Origin of the sequence: Veillonella sp. LMAG:90 (genome assembly GCF_008679445.1) — a bacterium.
Classification (GTDB): Bacteria; Bacillota; Negativicutes; order Veillonellales; family Veillonellaceae; genus Veillonella_A.
Genome location: NZ_NAND01000001.1, coordinates 126,462 through 147,561 on the forward strand (window position 1 = coordinate 126,462; position 21,100 = coordinate 147,561).

Genomic DNA, 21,100 nt, shown 5'->3' on the forward strand with positions numbered 1-21,100 from the left:
ATAATAGATGAACATTGAAAGCACTTTACGCGCCGATAGAATATGGCGTAACGTTATCAGAGGCGCAGGTCTCTTCCTACTGATTATTACAGCAGCGATTGGGATCTTCCTCCTCTATCGTGGTACCGGTACCTTCACTATCTACGGGCACAGTCTTTCAGAATTCCTATTCTCAACCCAGTGGCAGCCCGCCGACACGCTTGACGGCGGCGGCCACGTTGGAGCCGGCATTTATATTGTCGGCTCTCTTATTACCTGTGCTCTCGCCTTGATAATGGCAACGCCTGTAAGTATTGCGTTAGCCATCTACATGGCGGAAATTACACCTAGCGTCGGACGTCGTTTCTGGCAACCGGTGATTGAAATTTTTGTAGGAATTCCTTCAATCATCTATGGTTGGCTAGGTCTTACCATCTTGGTACCTTTCCTTCAGAAGTACACTACAGCTGACAGCGGTTTCTCCGTATTGGCAGCATCCATTGTACTCGCAATCATGATTTTCCCAACGATTACATCTGTAACCATGAACGCCATTAACAGTGTGCCTAAAACATACCGTCAAGGTGCTTACGGCTTAGGTGCTACCCGCTGGGAAGTAATTTACAAAATCGTTTTACCGGTAGCTAAACACGGTATCTTAGCCGGCGTTGTACTCGGCTTGGCACGTGCCTTCGGTGAAGCCTTGGCGGTAGCCATGGTAATCGGTAAAATGAAAGCCTTCCCTAAATCCTTATTGGATCCTACCGTTAACTTAACCAGTGCGATTGCAGCGGATATGGGCGGTACTATGGAAGGCAGTGAATACAATATGGCATTATGGACCATGGCATTATTCCTATTCGTAATTTCCTTATTGTTCATTTTACTCATTCGCTACATTACATCTAAAGGAGGCAACCTAAGTGAAAGCAAGTAAAGCCATTCCGGGCCCTCGTCGACGGGCTTTATCTACCGACCGCTTGGTTACACTGGGTTTGCATATCCTTGCAGGCGCTACCTTATTACTGTTAGTTGGTTTTGTCGGCCATATTGCCTGGAGTGCCTTGAGTGAATTCAAACCTGAGCTCTTAGCATTCTCACCAACCGGTATCGGTAACCAATTCTTCAATACGATTTATCTCGTGTTCTTAGCCTTACTCATCAGTATTCCCCTCGGCATCGGTGCCGGTATCTACATGGCGGAATACGCAACTAAAGGTAAAGCACAAAAGATTATGCGTATCTCTATTGAAACCTTATCTTCTTTACCTTCCATCGTTCTCGGTTTGTTCGGTTACTTGGTGTTCATCATCATGACCAACTCCCAATGGAACTTATTCGCCGGTGCATTAACGGTATCCATCTTAACCTTACCGCTTATCGCAACTATCACCGAAGACGCCTTGCGCGCCTTACCGGCATCCTATGCAAAAGGTAGTTACGGTTTAGGTGCTACCAAATGGCAAACTATCAGCCGCGTATTAATTCCGGCCGCATTCCCGGCTATTATTACAGGCATCATCTTAGCAGCCGGCCGTGTATTCGGTGAAGCCGCTGCTCTTATGTTTACCGCCGGTATGAGTACCGACATCAATTGGGCCAGCACGGACATTACGTCCCCTACCAATGCGTTCAACCCATTCCGTTCCGGTGAAACATTATCCCTTCAAATTTGGGCGTCCCGCAGTGAATCTTTAGATCCAAATGCAAGTGCCATGGCCAACTTAAGTGCTCTCGTACTTTTAGCGCTCGTTTTCACATTCAGTATCGGTGCTCGTGCCTTGAGCCGTCACCTTAATCGTAAAAACCTAGGAGACAACAAATAATGGAAATTTCTGAAGTAGCAATGCCCAATCAGCAAGTGTTGGTAAATGCCGGTGCTAAAGCTGTAGCCGATCAAGCGGTAGGCAACGCGTTTACGGTAGAAAACCTCGATTTCTACTACGGCACCTTCCATGCCTTAAAAAATATCAACATGAACATTAAGAAGAACGAAATTACTGCATTAATCGGACCTTCCGGTTGCGGTAAATCTACCTTCTTACGTATCTTAAACCGCATGAACGACCTTGAAGGTGATGTTACCGTTAAAGGTAAAATCCTTTTAGAAGGCGAAGATATTTACGCCGACATGGAACCAATCGTTCTTCGTCACCGCGTAGGCATGGTTTTCCAGCAACCTAACCCATTCCCACAAAGCCTTTATGACAACGTAGCCTTCGGCCCACGTTTACAAGGCATCAAAAAAGCAAGCGAACTCGACGAAATCGTTGAAAAAAGCTTGACCCAAGCTTCCTTGTGGAATGAAGTAAAAGACCGCTTACACAAAAGTGCCATCAGCTTATCCGGTGGTCAACAACAGCGTCTTTGCATCGCTCGTACCTTGGCAACTCGCCCTGACGTAATCCTCATGGACGAACCTACCAGTGCGCTCGATCCTATTTCCACTGCTAAAATCGAAGAATTAGCGTTAGAATTAAAAGAAGACTACACAATTGTTATTGTTACACACAATATGCAACAAGCTGCTCGTATTTCTGATAAAACCGCTTTCTTCTTAATGGGAGATTTGGTAGAATATAATAAAACAAAGACTATATTTACCGAACCAACACAGCCAAAAACGGCTGACTACATTAACGGTCGCTTCGGTTGATAACAGGAAACTCCCCGGAACGAACTCAATGCAGTTCGTTCCTTTTTTTCTATCAGAATAAGGAGATAGCTATGAAACAGACCCACCCTTTAATTTATTGTGTAGAAGATGAAGACAGCATTCGCGGACTTATCTCCTATGTGTTAAACGGGCAGGGCTTTGAGGTCGGCACCTTCGAGTCAAGCGGACCCTTTTGGGCCGCCCTGGAAGAACGCCGGCCTCAACTTGTCTTGCTCGACATTATGCTGGAAGGTGAAGACGGTTTATCCATCTTAAATAAACTTCGTGAAAAACCTGCTACCCAGGATTTGCCGATTATTATGATTACCGCCAAAACTTCCGAAATTGATGTCGTGCAAGGTCTCGACGGCGGTGCCGATGACTACATCACTAAGCCTTTCGGCGTCGTTGAACTTGTTTCCCGTATAAAGGCTTTATTGCGTCGTACCCGTCCGATAACGCCACCTAAGAAATCCGTGCTCACTTGTGATGATTTAGTACTGGACAAAGACAGTCGCATCGTCACCCTTGATGGCCAACCTATTGCGTTAACCCTCAAAGAATACGAACTCTTACTCTACTTCATGGAAAACACGGGCATTGCCCTTTCCCGTGAACGCATTATGGAAGTTGTTTGGGGCTTCTCCTATGAAGGCGAATCCCGTACCGTTGACATGCATGTTGTTACCTTAAGACAACATTTAGGCCATGCCGGCCGCCATCTTAAGACTGTTCGCGGCATCGGATATCGTTGGGAGGCCACCATATGAGACAGAAGTTCTTCCGTGCCCTGTTCGGCTTGGGCATGTTGAGTCTCGTAGTCAGCACCGTAATTCTCAGTTATTTATTCTACAATAACTGGAAACATGATTTTCGCACCGTACTCTATACGGAAGGTCGAATTATTGCGTCTACAGGCACATTAACACCGGACCGATTACAAGCCATAGCCCAATCCACCAATAATACCTTGCGTATTACCTGGATTTCCTACGAAGGAAAAGTATTATTCGATTCCGTCCACGATGCGGATTCAATGGATAATCATCTGCAGCGTCCCGAAATATCACAGGCCATCCTCCACGGCGAAGGCAGTGATATTCGTGACTCTTCCACCATCCATGCCATCAGTTACTACGAGGCCATTCGCCTGCCGGATAACTCGATTTTGCGAGTCTCCCGTAACGGTTCTACCGTTTACAAAGTTATCTTAGACGCCGCCCCGGGGCTCTTCCTGCTCTTTGCGGCCATGTCGGGCGGTTGTTATCTCTTAGCCCGGCGTTGGACGGCTGATGCCATCTATCCGATTGAAGAAATCGTTAAAGCCTGGACCTCGCACGGCGATACCAAGCCCGTTATTGACGAGGCGTACAATGAAATTACACCGCTTCTATCGCGTCTGTCTTTTCAAAAAAATGAACTTGAAGCCATGATTTTGCGTCTACAGGCCGAAAAAAATACCCTCCGGTCTATTATGGAAGAAATGGACGAAGGGCTCTTATTGGCCGAATTAGACGGCACCATCATTACATATAATGAACACTTGAAAGAGTTTTTAAACGCTAAAAGCGAATTACACGGCGAATCGCTTTTACTGCTTTCCGATGATGTAGAATGGCGCAAAAATGTAATTAACGCCATGCGCAAACATCAGGGCGGCGAATATTTGCTTCATAAAGATAATCAGCATTTTCATATTATCTTCCACATTACGGAAGAAGATCGCTACAAAGGTCGCTTGCTTGTTATCATCTCAGATATTACGCAGAGCTATTTAGAGCAACAGCGCCGTTATGAGTTTACCTCAAATGTATCACACGAACTAAAAACACCGCTTACTACCATCAGCGGCTATGCGGAAATTCTTGCTAAGGGTATGTATCCCAACAAAGAAGAAGCGACCCTACTGGGCGGTCATATTCATACCGCTGCCCTTCACATGCAGGAACTAATCGACACTATTTTAAAACTCTCCCGCATCGAAGACGAAGGGTCTGAAGTACTATTTAAACAAACCTCAATTCGCTCCGTCATTAATTCAGCTTGGCAACAATTAGCCACTAAGCGACAGGGCAAAAATATCACCTTGGCCATAACCGGTGAAAGCCCGTCCTTACTTCTCTCCCCTAAGTTGATTGAAGAAGTGTTTATCAATCTCTTTGACAATGCTATTAAATTCAGCAAAAACCTGGATAATCATATTATTGTTAATATTTGCACCAAAGAAAGCTTTACCGTTGTCAGCGTCACCGACGAAGGTATCGGCATTCCTAAAGACAAACAAGCCCGTATCTTTGAACGTTTCTATCAGGCCGATCCGAGCCGCAACAGCAAACGTGAAGGCAGCGGCCTTGGTCTTGCCCTTGTAAAACATATTATGGAAATCCACAGTGGTTCCGTAGCTGTTAAGAGTGAACCGGGTGAAGGAACAACCTTCATTCTTCGTTTCAAAAACAACGACAACTAAATATTATGTAACCAATTAAGGCGTTAACTTTAAATTAAATCAATTTAAAGTCAACGCCTTGAGGTTTTTTAAGGGTTAATTGGAAGTGATTTTCAACTTCATTTTTCGAGTATACGTTATGCTCATATAGTCCTCTAAATCAAGATGTATTATGCAAAATTAATACTATAGAATTTCAATTTCACATGATTTTTCTTTATTTCATTTATGCGTATATGGTATCATTATTATACAGAGGAACATTTTAAAGGGGGTCATTATTATGTATGAAAATTTAGCAACTTTACAACCGGTTATCTTAGCGGGTCACAACAGTTCCCGCATGGGTTATAACAAAGTGTTTGCCAAATTCGGCGACCAAACATTAATTGAAACTATTTATACTATGTTAGCTTTTTCCTTCGAAAAAGACCCTATTATTGTAACCGATAATAAGACCCTTTTCGATAAATTTGAACCGTTAAAGGACGCCACGGTTGTGGAAGACAAATATCCGGGCCATCATACCTTAGGCGGCGTAGCGACAGCTTTTGAAGCGACCGATGCGGAAAACCTCTTCGTTATCGGCGTTGACATGCCGTTCCTCTCCCTCGTAGTATTGGACCGCATGGTAGAAGCCCAAGGCGTTGCTCAAGTCGTAGTACCTATCCTAAACGGCAAAGATATTTGCTTGCACGCCATTTATAATCGTAAACTCTTACCGATTATGAAAGAAAAAATCGCAGCCGGTGAAAAATTGCTTCATTCCTTCTACAAAGAAGTACCGCTTTTACAATTACCATTGAAGGAAAACACGTTGGAAGCGGATATTTTCATCGACATCAACACACCGGAAGATTTGGAATATGCTCAAGAATACTTCCACAAAATCCACGAAATCGATACGGATAAAGTACTCGTGCATCATCCGGAAAAATAACATAACCAATAATTCAAAACCCATAATGCGTTTGCGCAAAAGCATTCGTATTATGGGCTTTTTTGCTTTAAGGCGCATTTTAGTGTATTACTGTATACTTCAATATATTCCGGGTATCTTACTATCTGTTCTCTCCTACCGTGCTTATCGGCCTGCATATGATATAATCTTCTTAATACTCTATATGATTATACTAAAGTAATTAAAATGAGATTTATATAAAGGTGATTTATTATGAAACTATACGAAGTATCTAACCGTCCTACCGCTCTTATCGAGCAATTAACAACTGTTTGGGAAGCCTCCGTACGAGCCACCCACCTATTTTTATCCAATGATGAAATATTAGCTATCAAAGAATATGTCCCCAAAGCTTTAACCGCCGTTCCCCACTTAATTATAGCCGAAGATGATCCACAACAACCTATTGCCTTCATGGGCATTGACGAGCAAACCGTGGAGATGTTGTTTATCGCACCGGTCATGCGTGGCCATGGTCTTGGTAAACAATTGATTCAATACGGCATCGATACCTATGAAATTAATCATGTTGCCGTTAATGAGCAAAATCCGGAAGCTAAGGGCTTCTATGAACACATGGGATTTAGCGTATATAAACGCACTGAACTTGATGAGCAAGGTAATCCGTATCCATTACTATATATGCAATTAAAAAGATAGCAGATTCATTAAAATTGCTTACTTGCTGAATCTGCTATCATATTACAATTAAACCACCTAAAATTGTCATTTACTGCCGATTAATTGCGATTTTGTGCTACGCCTTGCATTCCTGATTGCATAAATTGGAACAGAGCCCGCTGTGCCATAAGCCACTCTTCGGTACGCTGCCAATTATACTTTTGATTTATAGCATATAGTCCGTGCACGCAAAACAAAAAAATAGCGTCAGCTACGGCTTCCGTGACTTTTAACTCTTTCGTAAGCGCTGCCACTTGCTTAGGCCGTTCATTAAAGTATAAATTATATATAATATGCTCAGCCAATAAGACATCTTTAAAGATTGGCATATATTTACGCTCACCGGAAACGCGCTGACAGAGCGGTAGCCGTGAAAATACGGACTCATAAGCAGCATACAGTTCGTCCCCGGTCTTTGCCCGATTCAAAGCTTTCGTAATCTGCGCTAAATTATCATCCTCTACGTCATTATCGCCGGCTGCCATTATAGCATCTTCCAAAAGCTCGTCGATTACATCCATCGGATTAGTATAATGCAGATAAAAGGTAGCACGCGTAATGCCGGCGGTCTTACTCAATTGTGATACAGTGATTTTTTCAAATGATTCTTTTTTCAAAAGCATTAACAAGGCTTCCTTTATTTGATGCCTGGTATATTCTTTGCGTGACATAATCTTCATACATCATCCTCCCATACACTGTTACATATAGTTACACAAGTATATAAGTAAAAATACTTATCGCTGATTTATGCTATTTTACATTAAAAATTTTTCGCCAATTATACACTTTTAGACAATGTGTCAAATTAGTTTACACATTGTCTTTTTTTGTTATTTCAAGTATAACAGATTCTGCTATACTTAAGCCATAATTAATCGAAAAAATTAAATCAGTGCTAAAATTAGTGTTAAAAACAATTGTGTAAATTTAAAGTATGTGTGTATTATGTAAAGGAGAATTATCATGAAATCAAAATTATTTGCATCCCTCTTAGCCGCTACTGTAATTGCTACTACCGGTTTTACTGCTTCTGCAGACAGCTCTTACGAACATATCCGCAATGCTACCGGTAAATTAACTTACAACGATACAACATTCCTCATTGACCCATTCTTTGCTGCTAAAAACAGCTTCCCGGGCTTTGAAGGTACCTTCAACAGTCAGCAACGGGTGCCACTCGTTGACCTTCCAAAATCTGTTAATGAAATCTTAAACGATGTAGATGCTGTAGTAGTAACCCATACTCATCCGGATCATTGGGATGAGGCGGCTGCTAAAAGCATTAACAAAGATACCCCTATCTTCGTTCAAAACGCATCTGACCAAGCCTTAATTCAGAGCCAAGGTTTTAAAGATGTACGTGTATTAAGCGATACAGCTACCTTTGAAGGTGTAACATTGTCTCACCGCAACGCAACTCACGGTACCGACGCTATGTACCAAAATAAACAGGCGGCCGACCTCTTAGGTGAAACCATGGGCGTTGTATTCACCATGCCAAACGAAAAAACTGTTTACATCATGGGGGACACCGTTTGGACTCCGGATATTACTAAATCTATCAGCAAATTCAATCCTGACGTACTCATAATGAACACCGGTTATGCTAAATTACTCGGTTTTGAAGACAGCATCATCATGGGTACCGAAGATGTAGGTAAAGCTGCTACCTTAGCGCCTAACGCTAAAATCTTAACGGTTCACATGGATACGGTAAACCATGCTGTTGTTGACCGCAAAACGATGAAAAAATACGTTGACGGCATGGGCTTAAAAGATCAAGTAACCATTCCTGAAGACGGGGAAACCGTAAAACTATAAATCACTTATATAGTATCTCCAATTGAATACTGAAACATGTTAAGATTTACTATTCCTAAATGTAACATACTATGAAAAAAAGGATGATGAGCCACCTGACTCATCATCCTTTTTAGTTCTCTGAAATTACATACAAAAAGGCATCGGTCAATAGACCGATGCCTGAACATTCGATAATTAAGAATCCTATTCAATATATTATTTTTTGGATTCGTCCATTACATCATATAACATTTTAAAAATTTCCGGATCACAAGGATATTCTTCCCCGTTAACGCCACGAATTACCCAGTCGCCGGGATTCGTTTTAACTACGCCGTTCAAAGTGAGCAAATAGCGCTCGCCGGTTTCTAAAATAGCGGTCAATTCATTAGGCTTATGACGAATCGCTACCGCTTTTTCAGCATAGAGCTTTTCATCATAATAAATTTCATGGGCTTCCGCCGCACAATGAGCTTGTAAAATAGTATCAATCAAAATCGGTTCAGTAATAGAACCTACGGTTTCTTCACACAATGTGATAACCTGCGCATTGAAGGCAGGATCGAAATGTAAAGCCAGCGGTGTTTCCGCAGCGTTCTTTACATCCTTATAAATAAATATTTCATGATTCTTAATCTGGAGCCAACGATAATCCAGCTTATAGGCACCAGCTAATACACTTGCTAAATTCTGCTTAAAATTCATAATTTACCACCATCATATTCACTACTAATGTCTTATACCGGCGTCCCGTATATTACGGTTGCGGCTCCTGAGAAATATAATCATGCAATTCCTTTACGGATTCGGCATCATGTACCGATATTTCAAATATTCGGCTGACTCCCGCCTCTTTAAGATTTTTGCGAGCTCTGGTCACATCGCCACCTAGGTCCATCTTCGTAATAACCCCGATAACTTCTCGATTAAAAGAAGCGGCAAAGTTCGGCGGAAAAATACTTTCCTTTTCATCCGCTTCATTTAAAAACAAGACGATATCTGCATCATAGGCATTCAACAAAATTGCCCGATAATATATGGGATTTTCTACAAATTCACCGGGTGTGTCGATAATCGATCCAATGCGGCCGATGGATTGAGTTTTTCGAGCTTCCGGACTGCCGTACATCAACGTATTGGCCAACGTCGTCTTACCAACTTCCGTACGCCCCACCATGATTACAGTTTTTAACGCTTGGTCCGTCTGTTCCATCTGCTCACCTCCGAATCTGCAGGCCACTAGCACCACTGACATCTATTATACTACAGATTTCCTCTAAATACCTATTAAATAAATGACACTAGCATGAATAACTGACGAATTAATTCATCAGGTACGTGTGATTTGCGTTGGGAAAAATCCTAAAATTTTATCCAAACCTTCCATCACGGCTTTCATAGCCGATTCTACACCGGATACATCACCCGTAATCAATAAGGCACCGGAAAAGCGATCCACAAAGCCCAATTCAATACCTGCAGCCTTAGTCGCAATATCGGCAGCAATAATGGTACCTTCACCGGGAGTAATCGTCAAAATACCGATAGCTCCGCGTTTTTTCTCATCTAACCCCATTTTGCGGAATAATTCCGGCTTTGGATTCGCAATAATATGAGCAATTGTAACCTGTTTGCCGGGTACAAATTCCTGAATAATGCGTTGTTTATTTTCTACAGCGTCTAAAAAATCCATAATACAATCCTTTCTGTGCAAGCCACAGTCCCTTTATAATTGATATACTCAGATTCCTGACATGTTTCAATTAGTCTGGTATGTTTTAATTTGTCGTATATGATCCATCAATTCGTTTGATTAAAACTTTATGATTCATTAGGTAATGACCGCCCTGAGCCTCCTCCGCTCTTTTTATGAGCAGTAATTACCTAACATTACTCACTCCGTATCAGCCTAAGCTGAATACGTTGTATCCCTTTAATACCCATCCTAATTGCGATTCATATACCAACAACCCGCTTAACTAAAATTAATAGCTGGGGAGTTAATGATCTGCGTTTAGGATACTCGTCGTTTTCTTATTTAGGCGCAACAGCCAAGAAGAATAATACGGCTATGGTTGCCCCGATGATAGGTCCGATAACAGGAACCCAGGCGTAACCCCAATTAGCCGTCCCGCGGTTAGGTACCGGTAAGATTGCATAGGCCAAGCGAGGGCCAAAGTCGCGCGCAGGGTTGAGCGCAAAACCGGTGGTAGAACCGAAGGAAAAACCAATGGACGCAACTAACATACCAACGATGAATGGGAATAAACCGTCACTCATTTTGCCGAGACAAAGAATTGCCAATATAAACATAAACGTAGCAATAACTTCGGATAATAAGTTCATGAAGCGGTTATCACTCATCGGGCCGGTGGCAAAAATACCAACTACATTGCCTTCATCCGGACCGGTTTGTTTGAAGTGAGGGAAATAGTGAATCATAGTAATAGCGGAACCAACGAAGCCTCCCAACATTTGGGCTGCCACAACAGGCAATACCTGGTCCCACGGAAAAAGGCCGCCGGCAGCGAAGGAAATAGTAATAGCCGGGTTCAAATGAGCCGGACCGCCGAGTGCTATACCGATATACACGGCAAAGGTTACGGCCAGACCCCAACCAAAAATCAAACTCATCCAATTTGGCGCAAACGCTTTCGCCAACGTATTTTTTAATAAAACCGAGGAGTTAACCCCACTACCAAAAGCCATTAAAACAGCCGTGCCAACAAACTCACTAATCAGGATCTGTGTATCCATACGCGACTCCTTACATGATCATTAATAATAGATTTTCCAGATCGTCCTTCGAGGCGGCATATGGATTTGTCTGATAGGTCATATCCTGTAATGCTTTATCCGCCATAATAGAAACTTTCTGTCTTGCCTCCTGTGCCGAAACGTTGGCTGCCGCACTGATATTGAGCGGACATTCAACGGTTCTTGCAAGTTGTAAGATAGCTTTAACTAACGCGACTAAAGCATCTCTCTTGTCTGTACCGTTATCTGCAAAGCCGAGCTTCTTTGCTAGCTGTACATATTTCTCATACGCCGTTTCACTATGAAAGGCGTTAAACATAACGACTCTGGCGATAAGCATCGCATTAGCCAAACCATGAGGAATGTGGAATTGACCGCCCAGCTGATGCGCTAAGGCGTGGGTAATACCGAGTCCGGCTCGGTTAAAAGCGAGCCCCGCCATGCAGGATGCTTCATGCATCCCCATGCGGTCTTCTTCCGTAGCTCCCGGTGCAAAACACTTAGGCAGGTATTCGAATACCAACTCCAAGGCTTTTTCGGCGAGGGCATCCGTAAAATTATTAGCCCCCGTCGAAACTATGGCTTCAATAGCATGAACCAACACGTCCATCCCGCTGTAGGCCGTTACTTTAGGTGGTGCCGTTTTGACAAAAAGCGGCGTTAAAATCGCTTCTTGCGGCAATAAGCTTTCATCTAATATAGGATATTTTGTCTGTGAAGTAGGATCCGTAATAACGGCAAATGACGTTACTTCGGAACCGGTGCCGCTGGTGGTCGGAATTACCGTAAAATAACGTACCCCGCTATACCCCATATGACGGGCAAAGTACAATACGGCTTTAGTCAAATCGATGGCCGAACCGCCACCAATGGCAATAACTACTGTAGGTTGTAGTTTCTGAATGAATTCCACCCCTTTAACCACATGGCTGATAGGCGGATCCGGCACAACGTCCGTATAAATGCTCACCTCGTTCTGTGGGCGGAGCTCATTCAAAATATAGTTTAAGTTTTCTGTTCCTTCTAAAAACGGATCACACACAACCAAGATCCGCTCTTGCCGAAATTGCTTCAATCGTAAGAGGGAATCATGGCCGGCAAAGATTTTAGTAGGAAATGTCCATTGATTCATAGCTGCCTCCTAACGAATTTGGAAGCCTGTAGTCAAGCAGCAACGACGGCGACGTGCAAAGTGACGGGCCGATGTAGTTGCTTCACCGGTTGGTGTGGCAATCGTAAAGGTGGTTGTACCTTCGCCGTTGTAACCGAGACCTGCATAGGATGGACCATTTTTAACGAAAATGGACGTTTTCATAGCACGTGCCATTTTGTTAAGGCGTTCCAAGTTAAGCGAATGCATGGTTGCCGTATGATGTAAACCGGCTTCTAAGAAGAGGCAAGTTGCCAAACCGTCTTCGAAGTTTTCTACCGTTACAATCGGTAAAATCGGCATCAACATTTCAATCGTAGCAAACGGATGATGTTTGTCGGTTTTCATGATGATGAGGCGTGGGTCGCCGTCCACTTCAATACCGGCATCACGCAAGATTACGGCGGCATTGCGGCCTACATATTTGCGGCTTGGTGTGCAGTTTTTCTGCAACGTAATATCCAACAATTTTTGGATTTGATCTTCTCTTTCGATAAGAACCGCACCGGCCTTTTTCATTTCTTCAATCAATTCATCGGCGATGGAACGAACGGCTACCACGCTTTTTTCTGCAATGCAGAGAATATTATTATCAAAGCTGGCGCCCATTACGATATCCTGAGCAGCCTGACGAATATTGGCGGTTTCATCAACGAATGCAGGCGGATTGCCGGCACCGGCGCCGATTACCTTCTTGCCGCTGCACAATGCCTGATGTACAACGCCCGGGCCACCGGTTACAACCAATAAAGGAATATCCGGATGTACCATCATTTCCTGAGCCGCTTCAATAGACGGTTCAGCGATAGTAACGATTAAGTTATTAATACCGATAGCATCAGCTACGATTTTATTAAGTTCACTTACGAGCCAACGGGATAACTTTTTAGCCCCCGGATGAACGCTGAAGAAAATTGCGTTGCCTGCCGCTAACATGCCGATAGCATTACAAATCAAAGTTTCACTTGGATTAGTACTTGGCGTAACGGCACCGATAACACCGTACGGGGATAATTCGTATAAAGTCATCCCGTTATCACCGGTTTCACATTCCGTTACCAAGTCTTCTACCCCCGGTGTTTTGTCGAGAGTAAGATTCAATTTAATAATCTTATCTGCTACACGGCCCATACCGGTTTCGTCATAAGTCATCTGAGCCAATTTATTCACTAATGGACGCATGCTCTGACGAATGGCTTCAATGGCTTTACCGCGAGTAGCCAAGGTGCATTCTTCGAATTGAATTTGTGCCTGTTTAGCGGCCGCTACGGCAGCGTTTACAGTGCTGAATACGCCCGGTTCATCAGGTAAGGAACCTTCCGAAGCGCTAACGCCGGTGTCAGTCCCGTTCATAATATTCATAACCATAGAGCGAATCATGCGTTCTAACTCTTGTTTATTTTCCATACTTTGCCTCCATATAATCCATTGCATATTCTCCGATAGTCACATCTTCAGCGACTGTCCCCCCACTAATACCTAAGCCACCTATGAGCTTACCGTTTTGCGTCAGCGGAAAGCCGCCGCCAAATGTAACTAAAGGCCTGGATACCATGGATTCAATCTGATATAAATCAGCCCCGGGCTGAGTGATTTCTTTCAAAGCTTGGGTCTTACATTTTAGAGCCACTGCCGTATAGGCTTTGCCGGCCGAAATTTCGGTACTTACGAGCAACACATCAGCCATGCGATAGGCAAGAACCGGATTACCGTGTACATCCACTACAGTAATAACAACCGGTACGCCCATAGCTTCGCTTTTGGCTGTTGCCCCTTCAAGTAAGCACATGGCCATACGACGCAGTCGTTCTTCTTCATTTATGGGCTTGGTTCCAACCTCGGTATGACTCTTAGCAGGTGAAGCCGCTTCTACTGCCCCATCCAATTTAGCCATAACCTTTGAAGAAACTTCGTCCACATAGAACATGAAGTCTTCCATACGCGCCAGCGTATAGATGCAGTCGGATAACCGGTTTACAAACGCTAACGCTGTCGGTCTAACCGGTTCGCCCTGCCGCAAGCCGTTGAGTTTTCGTTCCGCCCGTCTGCAAACGGTACGGGCCACATGAAGCTCAGCAGCTGCTAAATTATTGCCCTGATATATAAAACTTGTGAGCGGTGGCAATAATTGCGTATAGCGGTCGATGATTGATTCCAGCTCTTTTATATCCGCCTCACTGATGAGGGTGCTGTACTGTGTTAATTTAGCTTGGTCCATCGTCGCTACTTCCGCACAAAGTCTAAATAACAGGCCTTGTAAATTATGTAAAATTTGTTTTGTTTCCGGATACCGCACCAATTTTTCACACACACTTAAGTGCGCATTCAACTCATCAAGGGTGCCATAGGTGTTGACCCGTTCCGAGTTTTTGGCAACGCGAGTACCGTCAAACAGTCCCGTCGTGCCCTTATCGCCCATTTTTGTGTAAATAGCCATGGTGGCCCTCCTATTTATCAAAACTGTCTATAATACCTACGATAGCGCAATCAACAGCGCTATTGATGTCCTGTCCGTCGCCGAATACATGGCGAGCAGAAGAACCGCGGGTCAACAATACGTATTCACCAATCCCGGCACTCACAGTGTCCGCCGCCACTTCATACGAAGGTAACGGTTCCTGATTGCCGTCAACGTATTGTATAATCATCAACTTCAAGCCCACTAAGGACTCGTGTTTTTGTGTCGATACAATACTGCCTATTACTCTACCAGTCTGCATATCGTTTCGTCCCTTCTACACATACAAGTTGGCGGTCGCGCAATTCATCAAGCCCGAGAGCGGTAAATCGCTGACCACGAAATATTAGTATAACGGACTCTTTGTTGCAGGTACGAATCGCCGACGCACTAATGATGCGCTCTTTGAAACTGTATACCTTGCGGCCTTGTTTATCTTTAAAAGTAAACGGCCAGGCTAATATCATCGCCGGATTCCATTGTTGGTTGACACACATATCCGTAACCACCGTCATATCACAACCATAAGCGACAGCTCGGTCGAACCACGTCACTAAAGGACCTTCGATTCGCTCGGTCAGTTCATTTAATTGTGATTGAGTTAAGCCGGTAACCTCCACCCGTTGATGATGCAGCAAGGTGCGTTCCTCAAGCTTGCCGTCGTGAGCCAAATCCACCTGTCCTCGGCTTTCCATTCGCGCCTGCAAGCGTTTGAGTACTGCTGCAATAATTTCGTCCATAACTACCTCATTCCCTGTAAGATTGCCTGTAGCGATGTTTTTTTAACTCTATCAGCACTTCACCTTAGCCATGAAATCCACATTTGAGTTATACACTGCCAAGGGCAATTCCTAAAGGGGTTACAAATTCCGGATATAGAGGCTTTATAACCTCCCGTCCGATGACTTTCTCAAAGGTATCGGCAAAATCAGTAAAATTAGTGGCACCGCCTACGACATATACCGGACCGTTCTTGCGATAGGCCCCGTCCGTCAAGGCTTTATTGGTTATGGTGGCCATTTTTTCGACTACCGGACGAATTACCGGATACACTTCCCGTTCTCTTGAATGATCTCGCTTGAGAAGTTCCGCATCCGCTTGGGAAATTCCATAATTACCGCTCAGCACAAGCGTCATATGAGAACCGCCGGTCGGTTCATCGGCGGTGTAACTCACTTTGCGCCGTTTAATCACGGTAATTCCCGTCGTGCCGCCGCCCACATCGACTACAGCACCATTTACCATATCAAGTACCAAGGCGGCTGCCGTCGGTTCATCATATATGGCGGTTACTTCAAAATCAGCGCCTTCAAGGACATGACTTACCACGTCTTTGTTTTTGCCTAAAGTGCCGGGCGGTACGGCCGCTGCTGCCTTCGTTAAGGAGCAACCCAGTTCCGCTTCGGCTTTTGCTTTTAAACGCCGAGTTATGGTAACTGCCCCCACATAATCTACCACTAAGCCGTCTCTTACGGCCTGCGCGTATTCAAAAGCACCGTATACCGGTTGACCGCCCGCATCAACTACGGCAAGGACGATGGACGATGTGCCAAGATCGACGCCGACCCGTAAGGTATCAGCTTCCTTTTCTGAAATTGTGCGTGTCGCTCCTTCCTCAACGCATTGATTAAAAGCGGCCAATAGTTGATTTACTTCTTCAATACTGCGCATACTTGCCTCCTACCGTACTATTTTCGCCATCGTATGAGCATCCACTTGTGCCGCATTCGCCTCGTCCGTATCTAAATGCATTTCCGTCACATAATCAGGGGAAACGCGAATGATAACATCTTCGAAAACAGTCGTTCGTTCCGGTGTCACAACTCGTACCTTTACGGTATCGCCATTATTTACGCCCAACTTTGGCGCATCATCGGCATTCACATGGATGTGACGCTTGGCGATGATACAGCAAGGAATCGTAATTTGAGCGAATTCCGTTTTTAAGGTAATGGGCACCGCTTTATCAAGCTGACCGGATAACACAATCGGTGGTTTTACGCCCAGCATACGAGCATCAGTTTGTGAAATTTCCACTTGCGATGCTTTGCGAAGCGGTCCCAATAAACGAACTTTACCAATTTCATTCTTTGGACCCACAATAGTTACCACTTGTTCAGCCGCAAATTCACCGGGTTGTTTTAATTGTTTCTTGGACTGTAAGGTCACATGAGGGAATAAACGGTCATAGTCGGCTTGACTGAGATGAATGTGACGATTGGAAATCCCAATTGGGATTTCCGGCGTCTGCACATCTTGGATAATCTGGCGAATCAGCTCTTTTAAAGCATCTTTATCCATCATAGGTTATCCTTTGCTAATTAGTTAATCTGTAATCAGTGTTACTAATTCAAGTGTTTTATAAAAAGCAATGGTCTTATTTAACCAAGATGCTTTCTACATCGCTATGAGGGCGTGGAATTACATGAGTGGATACAACTTCGCCCACTTTAGCAGCTGCTGCGCAACCTGCATCAACAGCAGCTTTAACAGCGCCTACATCACCGCGAACCATTACAGTTACCAAACCGGAACCGATTTTTTCATAACCGGTCAATGTTACGTTAGCTGCTTTTACCATAGCATCGGCTGCTTCAATAGCGCCTACTAAACCTTTTGTTTCTACCATGCCTAATGCATTATTCATTATAAATCCTCCTTTAATGGATCCTGCTTATCTGTAAATCTTGTGTTTCAACCAAAGTGCTTACCTTTTGGGCTATTCTTTTGGTTTTGTAGTTGTTTTAGCTCGACTCGGTCGTTTCTTTGGCGTTGGTTTTACAACCTTCATCAAGGCTTCTTTCGCTGTATCAACGGAAGATTCCGCCTTGGTGCTTGCGGTTGGATTTGTTTTAGACGCCTCAGTTTTGGCAGTTTCAACCGTTTTAACCGGTTCGGCCGTTTTAGCCGGCGCTTTTACCGTCGCCGTAGTCGCTGCTTTTGCCGGTTCCGCTTTAGCGGTTTCAGCCGGCTTAGCTGCTTCACTCGATTTAGCCGGTGTACTCTTCACCGGTTTAGCCGTAGAAGCTGTTGTTTTAGCCTCCGCTTTGGCCGGTACCTTAGCAGGTGTTGCTTTGGCAGGTGCCGCTACTTTAGTAGCCGCTACCGGTTTAGCTTCGGTTTTTTCAGCGGGAGCCGGTGTTTCTTCCCTCACAACGTCCGTTGCCTTAGGGTTTAATACCGGTTTACCGCCACCGCTTAATAGCATTGCATCAATGCCCTCAGCCGGTCTTGGAATTACTTTATGCGCAATGTAATGACGTTCGTGTTTAGCTTGGGCTACCCCGGCCTGTACAGCTGCCTGAACAGCACCTACATCACCGGTTACTTTAACGGTCATCCAACCGCCGCCACGTGCTTTTTCCACGTTCAAAATCGTTACATTAGCTGCTTTCACCATCACGTCAGCCGCTTTAATGGCCGCTGCCAATCCGGCTACTTCCAAGAGTCCTAATGCTTCTTTCAAAATGCCACCTCCAATCCGGGGTCGGTTTTAAAAGGATTGCCTTTTACCAGGCGAGCTGCATTGGCCCCTAACGCTCGCATAGTTTGTTTTGCTTGTTTATAATTACGCAAACGATATATAAATTGATGAGGCGGTAAGTTTTTATAACTCAACACCAAAGTATCAGCACTGCAGCCTACTCCTACGGATAAGGCCGATGCATGAGAGGCTTCATCAGCCATAAGCAATATATCATCGCTTGCGGCACGTGCCTCTAAGCTATAGGGAATTCCTTCTTCTTCAATACCGAACAAGAGATCCTGAATAGTTTCCACTGATACATTGGGGTGGTGATAAATCATAATGGTCGGTTTAGGTGCAATAATAACCTCCATAATTTATCCCCTCCGCTCTTTGGCATACGATAGAATCAAGCCGGTTGCCACCGCATTACGTGCCCCTTCGGTGCCGCGCACATTGCCGCGCCCGGCTACCAAATTGTAGTGAGACAACGCATCCGTTACGAGCTGCGGCACTTCAAAGTCCAAAGCCGAACCGCCTACAATAACTACGAAAGGAATATCACGCACATTGTGCGTTGGGCTTACAGCCCGTAAGGCTCGCAGGGAATTGGTTACAAAAACACGTTCCTTCGCAGTTTGACGAACAATCTTAATTTTTTCCATTGATTGGTCCCCTTCGATAGGAACGAGTCCTTCGTCGGTTACAATTACCGTCTTGGCGAATAAATCGGCCGGTAACGGATCTTTGAAAAATTGCACATTGCCGTCTTCATGGCGGATATGATACACGCTGATTACTTTGGCTAATGGGAATTTCTTAATGCTTTCAGCTAAATGGATATCTTCCAGTCCCAATTCAGAGTTAATCAACATTGTTACCATATTACCGGCTCCGGCTAAGTGAATAGCCGTAACCCGTCCGTCAGGTGACATAATCGAAGCATCGGTAGAACCTGCCCCGAGGTCCAGAATCGCCAACGGCGTTTCCGTACCCGGTGTAGTCAAAGCCCCGAGAATGGCCGATTCAGCTTCCTGACCGCCGATTTCTACAGGGATTTTGAGCTCCCGTTCTACTTCTTTGGCGATAATTTCCATCTGTAAGTGATCCGATTTAACCATGGAGGCAATGCCCACGGCCTGTTCCATAGAGAACTCGCCGGCAAGGCCGCCTTTCACATTAATCGGCACCGATGTATCTACTGCCAGTAAATCTTCAATAAAAACATCATTTGGTGATTTATTGGTTAAGTCCGCCATAGTCTGACGAACTCGTTCCAGCATACCGCCCACATTCGTGCCCGCTTCACCGCATACATTGTCGATGTGGGACACTTGGCCAAGGGTAGCCATAATCTGTTCGGCACCTGCTGAAATATCGATGGATACGGTACGTCCGTCGCCGGATGCCACGATGGAACCGGCTGGGATTACACGTTCTTTGACATCCCCGGCAGGGGTTTTAATAACCACCGCCGAACGATTGCCGATAAGCGCTCTGGCGATAGGTACTATGTTCTTGGTCTCATCCGCTGTCAAGTTGAAAACTGTAGCAATACCGTAAGGATTAGACAATTGGGAAATTACTTTACCCGGTTCTACTACTTCCACTGCAGCCAACATACCAAGCGGTACTTTATCGACATAGGCTACTTCATCAATAATCGGAATCGGCTGCTGCAAACGGTTGGCTACCAGCACGCCGTCATCGGCCTGCAAGATAGCTCCTTTGATGCGATAGCCTTTTGTTACATACGCATTAATCAATTCGGCTACAAGCTGAAAATCTATTTCTTTCGGTACGACTACGATATAGTCATCCGACATAGGTTTATCCAGCAATTGTAGGATATGAGCCGTATAGCCCACACCGATACCAAGACCGCCCGGAGTTTTCGGATTATGCCCAATCATGGTTGATTCGGTAATAATCGTTTCTGTAATCGTCTCCATCGCCACGTCGCCAATAACCGGGGTAGCTTCATTGATACGAATTAAATCGATGTCCTTAAGGGACAGGCCCGTTTTGGCAACCAGTTGACGAAGCGATTCAAAGAGTCCTTGAATATTATCCTTAGTTCCTTTGATCCCGGTCGTATTGGCAATCGCCGATCCGAGAAAACGAACTTCACCGGACTCGTGAATTTCCGCTAACGCTGATTCTGTTGTGGAATTACCTATATCAATACCAACGACTCGCTTCATACACAAAACTCCTAACTCTTAGTTATCACCTTTCAATTTCTTACGTTTTTCATAGTTTTCAGCCGCTTCACGAACGAATTCAGCGCAAATTACAGCACCGTATTCTTTTTCAAGTTCATCAGCCATAGCCAATAATTCCTGTTTGGAGGAACGGTATGGACGAAGAGCATTATACATTTCCAATAAGCGTTTATCGCCTACTTTAGTCATTTCAGCAGCGCGGGAGAAGTTGTATTCAATCTGATCGCGACCGCCGGCTTTAGCGATTTGACCTTGTGCTTTTAAGATTTCAGGGCTGATACGCATATCATCCATAGAAACCTGACCGGCCATAACGGCATCCAAGGTAATATCATCTAAGGAACGATTGCCCACTTTAATCCATTCAGGATGTTTTTTAGCAATTGGGTAATCCGCTACTGTAGCAACGTGTTCGGTTGTGCTTGTCTGAGCTACGGCACTTACCGGAGAAGGGGTTCCCTTTTGCATATCTTCTAAAATTTTGCGAATCATCGCTTCCATATCTTGACTCATAA

Annotated in this window: 25 protein-coding genes; 8 read left to right on the top strand and 17 right to left on the bottom strand. The window is 44.5% G+C overall.

Annotated elements, in window-relative coordinates; all coding sequences use genetic code 11:
• Positions 1-7 precede the first annotated feature (7 nt).
• The 7 genes from pstC to CCC71_RS00570 all read left to right on the top strand — a co-directional run bounded on the left by pstC (position 8) and on the right by CCC71_RS00570 (position 6,702).
• Positions 8-916, top strand: a complete 909-nt coding sequence (gene pstC, locus CCC71_RS00540) for a phosphate ABC transporter permease subunit PstC (RefSeq protein ID WP_226974504.1) — start codon at positions 8-10, stop codon at positions 914-916.
• On the top strand, positions 903-1,805 hold the full coding sequence (pstA, locus tag CCC71_RS00545) for a phosphate ABC transporter permease PstA (RefSeq protein WP_127057797.1): 903 nt from the start codon (positions 903-905) through the stop codon (positions 1,803-1,805). The genes pstC and pstA overlap by 14 nt, the downstream gene beginning before the upstream one ends.
• Positions 1,805-2,635, top strand: coding sequence for a phosphate ABC transporter ATP-binding protein PstB (gene pstB / locus CCC71_RS00550; RefSeq protein WP_021841204.1), 831 nt, complete (start codon positions 1,805-1,807; stop codon positions 2,633-2,635). Before pstA ends, pstB begins: the two co-directional genes overlap by 1 nt.
• A gap of 71 nt (positions 2,636-2,706) precedes the next feature.
• Positions 2,707-3,405: a response regulator gene (locus CCC71_RS00555; RefSeq protein ID WP_021841203.1), complete on the top strand. Its 699-nt coding sequence runs from the start codon at positions 2,707-2,709 to the stop codon at positions 3,403-3,405.
• Complete coding sequence (locus CCC71_RS00560; RefSeq protein WP_226974502.1) at positions 3,402-5,102, top strand: sensor histidine kinase; 1,701 nt, start codon at positions 3,402-3,404, stop codon at positions 5,100-5,102. The genes CCC71_RS00555 and CCC71_RS00560 overlap by 4 nt, the downstream gene beginning before the upstream one ends.
• A gap of 262 nt (positions 5,103-5,364) precedes the next feature.
• Positions 5,365-6,021, top strand: a complete 657-nt coding sequence (gene mobA, locus CCC71_RS00565; protein WP_021842283.1) for a molybdenum cofactor guanylyltransferase — start codon at positions 5,365-5,367, stop codon at positions 6,019-6,021.
• Positions 6,022-6,255: 234 nt separating this feature from the next.
• A complete protein-coding gene (locus CCC71_RS00570) occupies positions 6,256-6,702 on the top strand; it encodes a GNAT family N-acetyltransferase (RefSeq protein ID WP_296332634.1) in 447 nt (148 codons plus the stop codon).
• An 80-nt stretch (positions 6,703-6,782) separates the two neighbouring features.
• Here CCC71_RS00570 and CCC71_RS00575 read toward each other — a convergent pair whose 3' ends face one another.
• Positions 6,783-7,403, bottom strand: a complete 621-nt coding sequence (locus tag CCC71_RS00575; protein ID WP_226974415.1) for a TetR/AcrR family transcriptional regulator — start codon at positions 7,401-7,403, stop codon at positions 6,783-6,785.
• 286 nt (positions 7,404-7,689) lie between these two features.
• Here CCC71_RS00575 and CCC71_RS00580 point away from each other — a divergent pair, with 286 nt between their 5' ends.
• A complete protein-coding gene (locus CCC71_RS00580; RefSeq protein ID WP_226974416.1) occupies positions 7,690-8,547 on the top strand; it encodes an MBL fold metallo-hydrolase in 858 nt (285 codons plus the stop codon).
• A 198-nt stretch (positions 8,548-8,745) separates the two neighbouring features.
• Here CCC71_RS00580 and CCC71_RS00585 read toward each other — a convergent pair whose 3' ends face one another.
• The 16 genes from CCC71_RS00585 to CCC71_RS00660 all read right to left on the bottom strand — a co-directional run bounded on the left by CCC71_RS00585 (position 8,746) and on the right by CCC71_RS00660 (position 21,098).
• A complete protein-coding gene (locus CCC71_RS00585; RefSeq protein ID WP_021842287.1) occupies positions 8,746-9,234 on the bottom strand; it encodes a hypothetical protein in 489 nt (162 codons plus the stop codon).
• Positions 9,235-9,286: 52 nt separating this feature from the next.
• On the bottom strand, positions 9,287-9,742 hold the full coding sequence (locus tag CCC71_RS00590; RefSeq protein ID WP_021842288.1) for a EutP/PduV family microcompartment system protein: 456 nt from the start codon (positions 9,740-9,742) through the stop codon (positions 9,287-9,289).
• Between the two features lie 117 nt (positions 9,743-9,859).
• Positions 9,860-10,222: an ethanolamine utilization microcompartment protein EutS gene (eutS, locus tag CCC71_RS00595; protein WP_021842289.1), complete on the bottom strand. Its 363-nt coding sequence runs from the start codon at positions 10,220-10,222 to the stop codon at positions 9,860-9,862.
• A gap of 341 nt (positions 10,223-10,563) precedes the next feature.
• Positions 10,564-11,286, bottom strand: coding sequence for an MIP/aquaporin family protein (locus tag CCC71_RS00600; protein WP_226974417.1), 723 nt, complete (start codon positions 11,284-11,286; stop codon positions 10,564-10,566).
• A 10-nt stretch (positions 11,287-11,296) separates the two neighbouring features.
• Positions 11,297-12,418, bottom strand: a complete 1,122-nt coding sequence (locus tag CCC71_RS00605) for a 1-propanol dehydrogenase PduQ (RefSeq protein ID WP_226974418.1) — start codon at positions 12,416-12,418, stop codon at positions 11,297-11,299.
• 9 nt (positions 12,419-12,427) lie between these two features.
• A complete protein-coding gene (locus tag CCC71_RS00610) occupies positions 12,428-13,843 on the bottom strand; it encodes an aldehyde dehydrogenase family protein (protein ID WP_226974419.1) in 1,416 nt (471 codons plus the stop codon).
• The gene (locus tag CCC71_RS00615) at positions 13,833-14,873 is read right to left on the bottom strand and encodes a cob(I)yrinic acid a,c-diamide adenosyltransferase (protein ID WP_226974420.1); all 1,041 of its coding nucleotides are present in this window, start codon (positions 14,871-14,873) and stop codon (positions 13,833-13,835) included. Before CCC71_RS00615 ends, CCC71_RS00610 begins: the two co-directional genes overlap by 11 nt.
• Before the next feature lie 10 nt (positions 14,874-14,883).
• The gene (locus CCC71_RS00620) at positions 14,884-15,156 is read right to left on the bottom strand and encodes a EutN/CcmL family microcompartment protein (RefSeq protein ID WP_006555514.1); all 273 of its coding nucleotides are present in this window, start codon (positions 15,154-15,156) and stop codon (positions 14,884-14,886) included.
• Positions 15,143-15,634, bottom strand: a complete 492-nt coding sequence (gene pduM, locus CCC71_RS00625; protein ID WP_226974421.1) for a PduM family microcompartment protein — start codon at positions 15,632-15,634, stop codon at positions 15,143-15,145. The genes CCC71_RS00620 and pduM overlap by 14 nt, the downstream gene beginning before the upstream one ends.
• Before the next feature lie 88 nt (positions 15,635-15,722).
• Entirely contained in the window at positions 15,723-16,565 is an 843-nt protein-coding gene (gene eutJ, locus CCC71_RS00630) for an ethanolamine utilization protein EutJ (protein WP_127057807.1), read from the bottom strand.
• A 9-nt stretch (positions 16,566-16,574) separates the two neighbouring features.
• Positions 16,575-17,198 (bottom strand): phosphate propanoyltransferase, encoded by a 624-nt coding sequence (gene pduL / locus CCC71_RS00635; RefSeq protein WP_226974422.1) that lies wholly within the window; start codon positions 17,196-17,198, stop codon positions 16,575-16,577.
• A 73-nt stretch (positions 17,199-17,271) separates the two neighbouring features.
• Positions 17,272-17,541: a propanediol utilization microcompartment protein PduA gene (gene pduA / locus CCC71_RS00640; RefSeq protein ID WP_006555510.1), complete on the bottom strand. Its 270-nt coding sequence runs from the start codon at positions 17,539-17,541 to the stop codon at positions 17,272-17,274.
• Positions 17,542-17,613: 72 nt separating this feature from the next.
• Positions 17,614-18,360 (bottom strand): BMC domain-containing protein, encoded by a 747-nt coding sequence (locus CCC71_RS00645; protein ID WP_264294481.1) that lies wholly within the window; start codon positions 18,358-18,360, stop codon positions 17,614-17,616.
• Positions 18,357-18,734 carry a glycerol dehydratase reactivase beta/small subunit family protein gene (locus CCC71_RS00650; RefSeq protein ID WP_021842298.1) on the bottom strand — a complete coding sequence of 126 codons (378 nt, stop codon included), beginning with the start codon at positions 18,732-18,734 and terminating at the stop codon, positions 18,357-18,359. The genes CCC71_RS00645 and CCC71_RS00650 overlap by 4 nt, the downstream gene beginning before the upstream one ends.
• A gap of 3 nt (positions 18,735-18,737) precedes the next feature.
• Positions 18,738-20,564: a diol dehydratase reactivase subunit alpha gene (locus tag CCC71_RS00655; protein WP_021842299.1), complete on the bottom strand. Its 1,827-nt coding sequence runs from the start codon at positions 20,562-20,564 to the stop codon at positions 18,738-18,740.
• A gap of 18 nt (positions 20,565-20,582) precedes the next feature.
• A complete protein-coding gene (locus tag CCC71_RS00660; protein ID WP_021842300.1) occupies positions 20,583-21,098 on the bottom strand; it encodes a diol dehydratase small subunit in 516 nt (171 codons plus the stop codon).
• Between the last annotated feature and the right edge of the window lie 2 nt (positions 21,099-21,100).

Bases quoted from the DNA above. Each gene is read 5' to 3' on its own strand.
- pstC (WP_226974504.1), top strand. From the start codon at position 8: ATGAACATTGAAAGCACTTTACGCGCCGATAGAATATGGCGTAACGTT.
- pstB (WP_021841204.1), top strand. From the start codon at position 1,805: ATGGAAATTTCTGAAGTAGCAATGCCCAATCAGCAAGTGTTGGTAAAT.
- CCC71_RS00555 (WP_021841203.1), top strand. From the start codon at position 2,707: ATGAAACAGACCCACCCTTTAATTTATTGTGTAGAAGATGAAGACAGC.
- CCC71_RS00560 (WP_226974502.1), top strand. From the start codon at position 3,402: ATGAGACAGAAGTTCTTCCGTGCCCTGTTCGGCTTGGGCATGTTGAGT.
- mobA (WP_021842283.1), top strand. From the start codon at position 5,365: ATGTATGAAAATTTAGCAACTTTACAACCGGTTATCTTAGCGGGTCAC.
- CCC71_RS00570 (WP_296332634.1), top strand. From the start codon at position 6,256: ATGAAACTATACGAAGTATCTAACCGTCCTACCGCTCTTATCGAGCAA.
- CCC71_RS00575 (WP_226974415.1), bottom strand. From the start codon at position 7,403: ATGAAGATTATGTCACGCAAAGAATATACCAGGCATCAAATAAAGGAA.
- CCC71_RS00580 (WP_226974416.1), top strand. From the start codon at position 7,690: ATGAAATCAAAATTATTTGCATCCCTCTTAGCCGCTACTGTAATTGCT.
- CCC71_RS00585 (WP_021842287.1), bottom strand. From the start codon at position 9,234: ATGAATTTTAAGCAGAATTTAGCAAGTGTATTAGCTGGTGCCTATAAG.
- CCC71_RS00590 (WP_021842288.1), bottom strand. From the start codon at position 9,742: ATGGAACAGACGGACCAAGCGTTAAAAACTGTAATCATGGTGGGGCGT.
- eutS (WP_021842289.1), bottom strand. From the start codon at position 10,222: ATGGATTTTTTAGACGCTGTAGAAAATAAACAACGCATTATTCAGGAA.
- CCC71_RS00600 (WP_226974417.1), bottom strand. From the start codon at position 11,286: ATGGATACACAGATCCTGATTAGTGAGTTTGTTGGCACGGCTGTTTTA.
- CCC71_RS00605 (WP_226974418.1), bottom strand. From the start codon at position 12,418: ATGAATCAATGGACATTTCCTACTAAAATCTTTGCCGGCCATGATTCC.
- CCC71_RS00610 (WP_226974419.1), bottom strand. From the start codon at position 13,843: ATGGAAAATAAACAAGAGTTAGAACGCATGATTCGCTCTATGGTTATG.
- CCC71_RS00615 (WP_226974420.1), bottom strand. From the start codon at position 14,873: ATGGCTATTTACACAAAAATGGGCGATAAGGGCACGACGGGACTGTTT.
- CCC71_RS00620 (WP_006555514.1), bottom strand. From the start codon at position 15,156: ATGCAGACTGGTAGAGTAATAGGCAGTATTGTATCGACACAAAAACAC.
- pduM (WP_226974421.1), bottom strand. From the start codon at position 15,634: ATGGACGAAATTATTGCAGCAGTACTCAAACGCTTGCAGGCGCGAATG.
- eutJ (WP_127057807.1), bottom strand. From the start codon at position 16,565: ATGCGCAGTATTGAAGAAGTAAATCAACTATTGGCCGCTTTTAATCAA.
- pduL (WP_226974422.1), bottom strand. From the start codon at position 17,198: ATGATGGATAAAGATGCTTTAAAAGAGCTGATTCGCCAGATTATCCAA.
- pduA (WP_006555510.1), bottom strand. From the start codon at position 17,541: ATGAATAATGCATTAGGCATGGTAGAAACAAAAGGTTTAGTAGGCGCT.
- CCC71_RS00650 (WP_021842298.1), bottom strand. From the start codon at position 18,734: ATGGAGGTTATTATTGCACCTAAACCGACCATTATGATTTATCACCAC.
- CCC71_RS00655 (WP_021842299.1), bottom strand. From the start codon at position 20,564: ATGAAGCGAGTCGTTGGTATTGATATAGGTAATTCCACAACAGAATCA.
- CCC71_RS00660 (WP_021842300.1), bottom strand. From the start codon at position 21,098: ATGAGTCAAGATATGGAAGCGATGATTCGCAAAATTTTAGAAGATATG.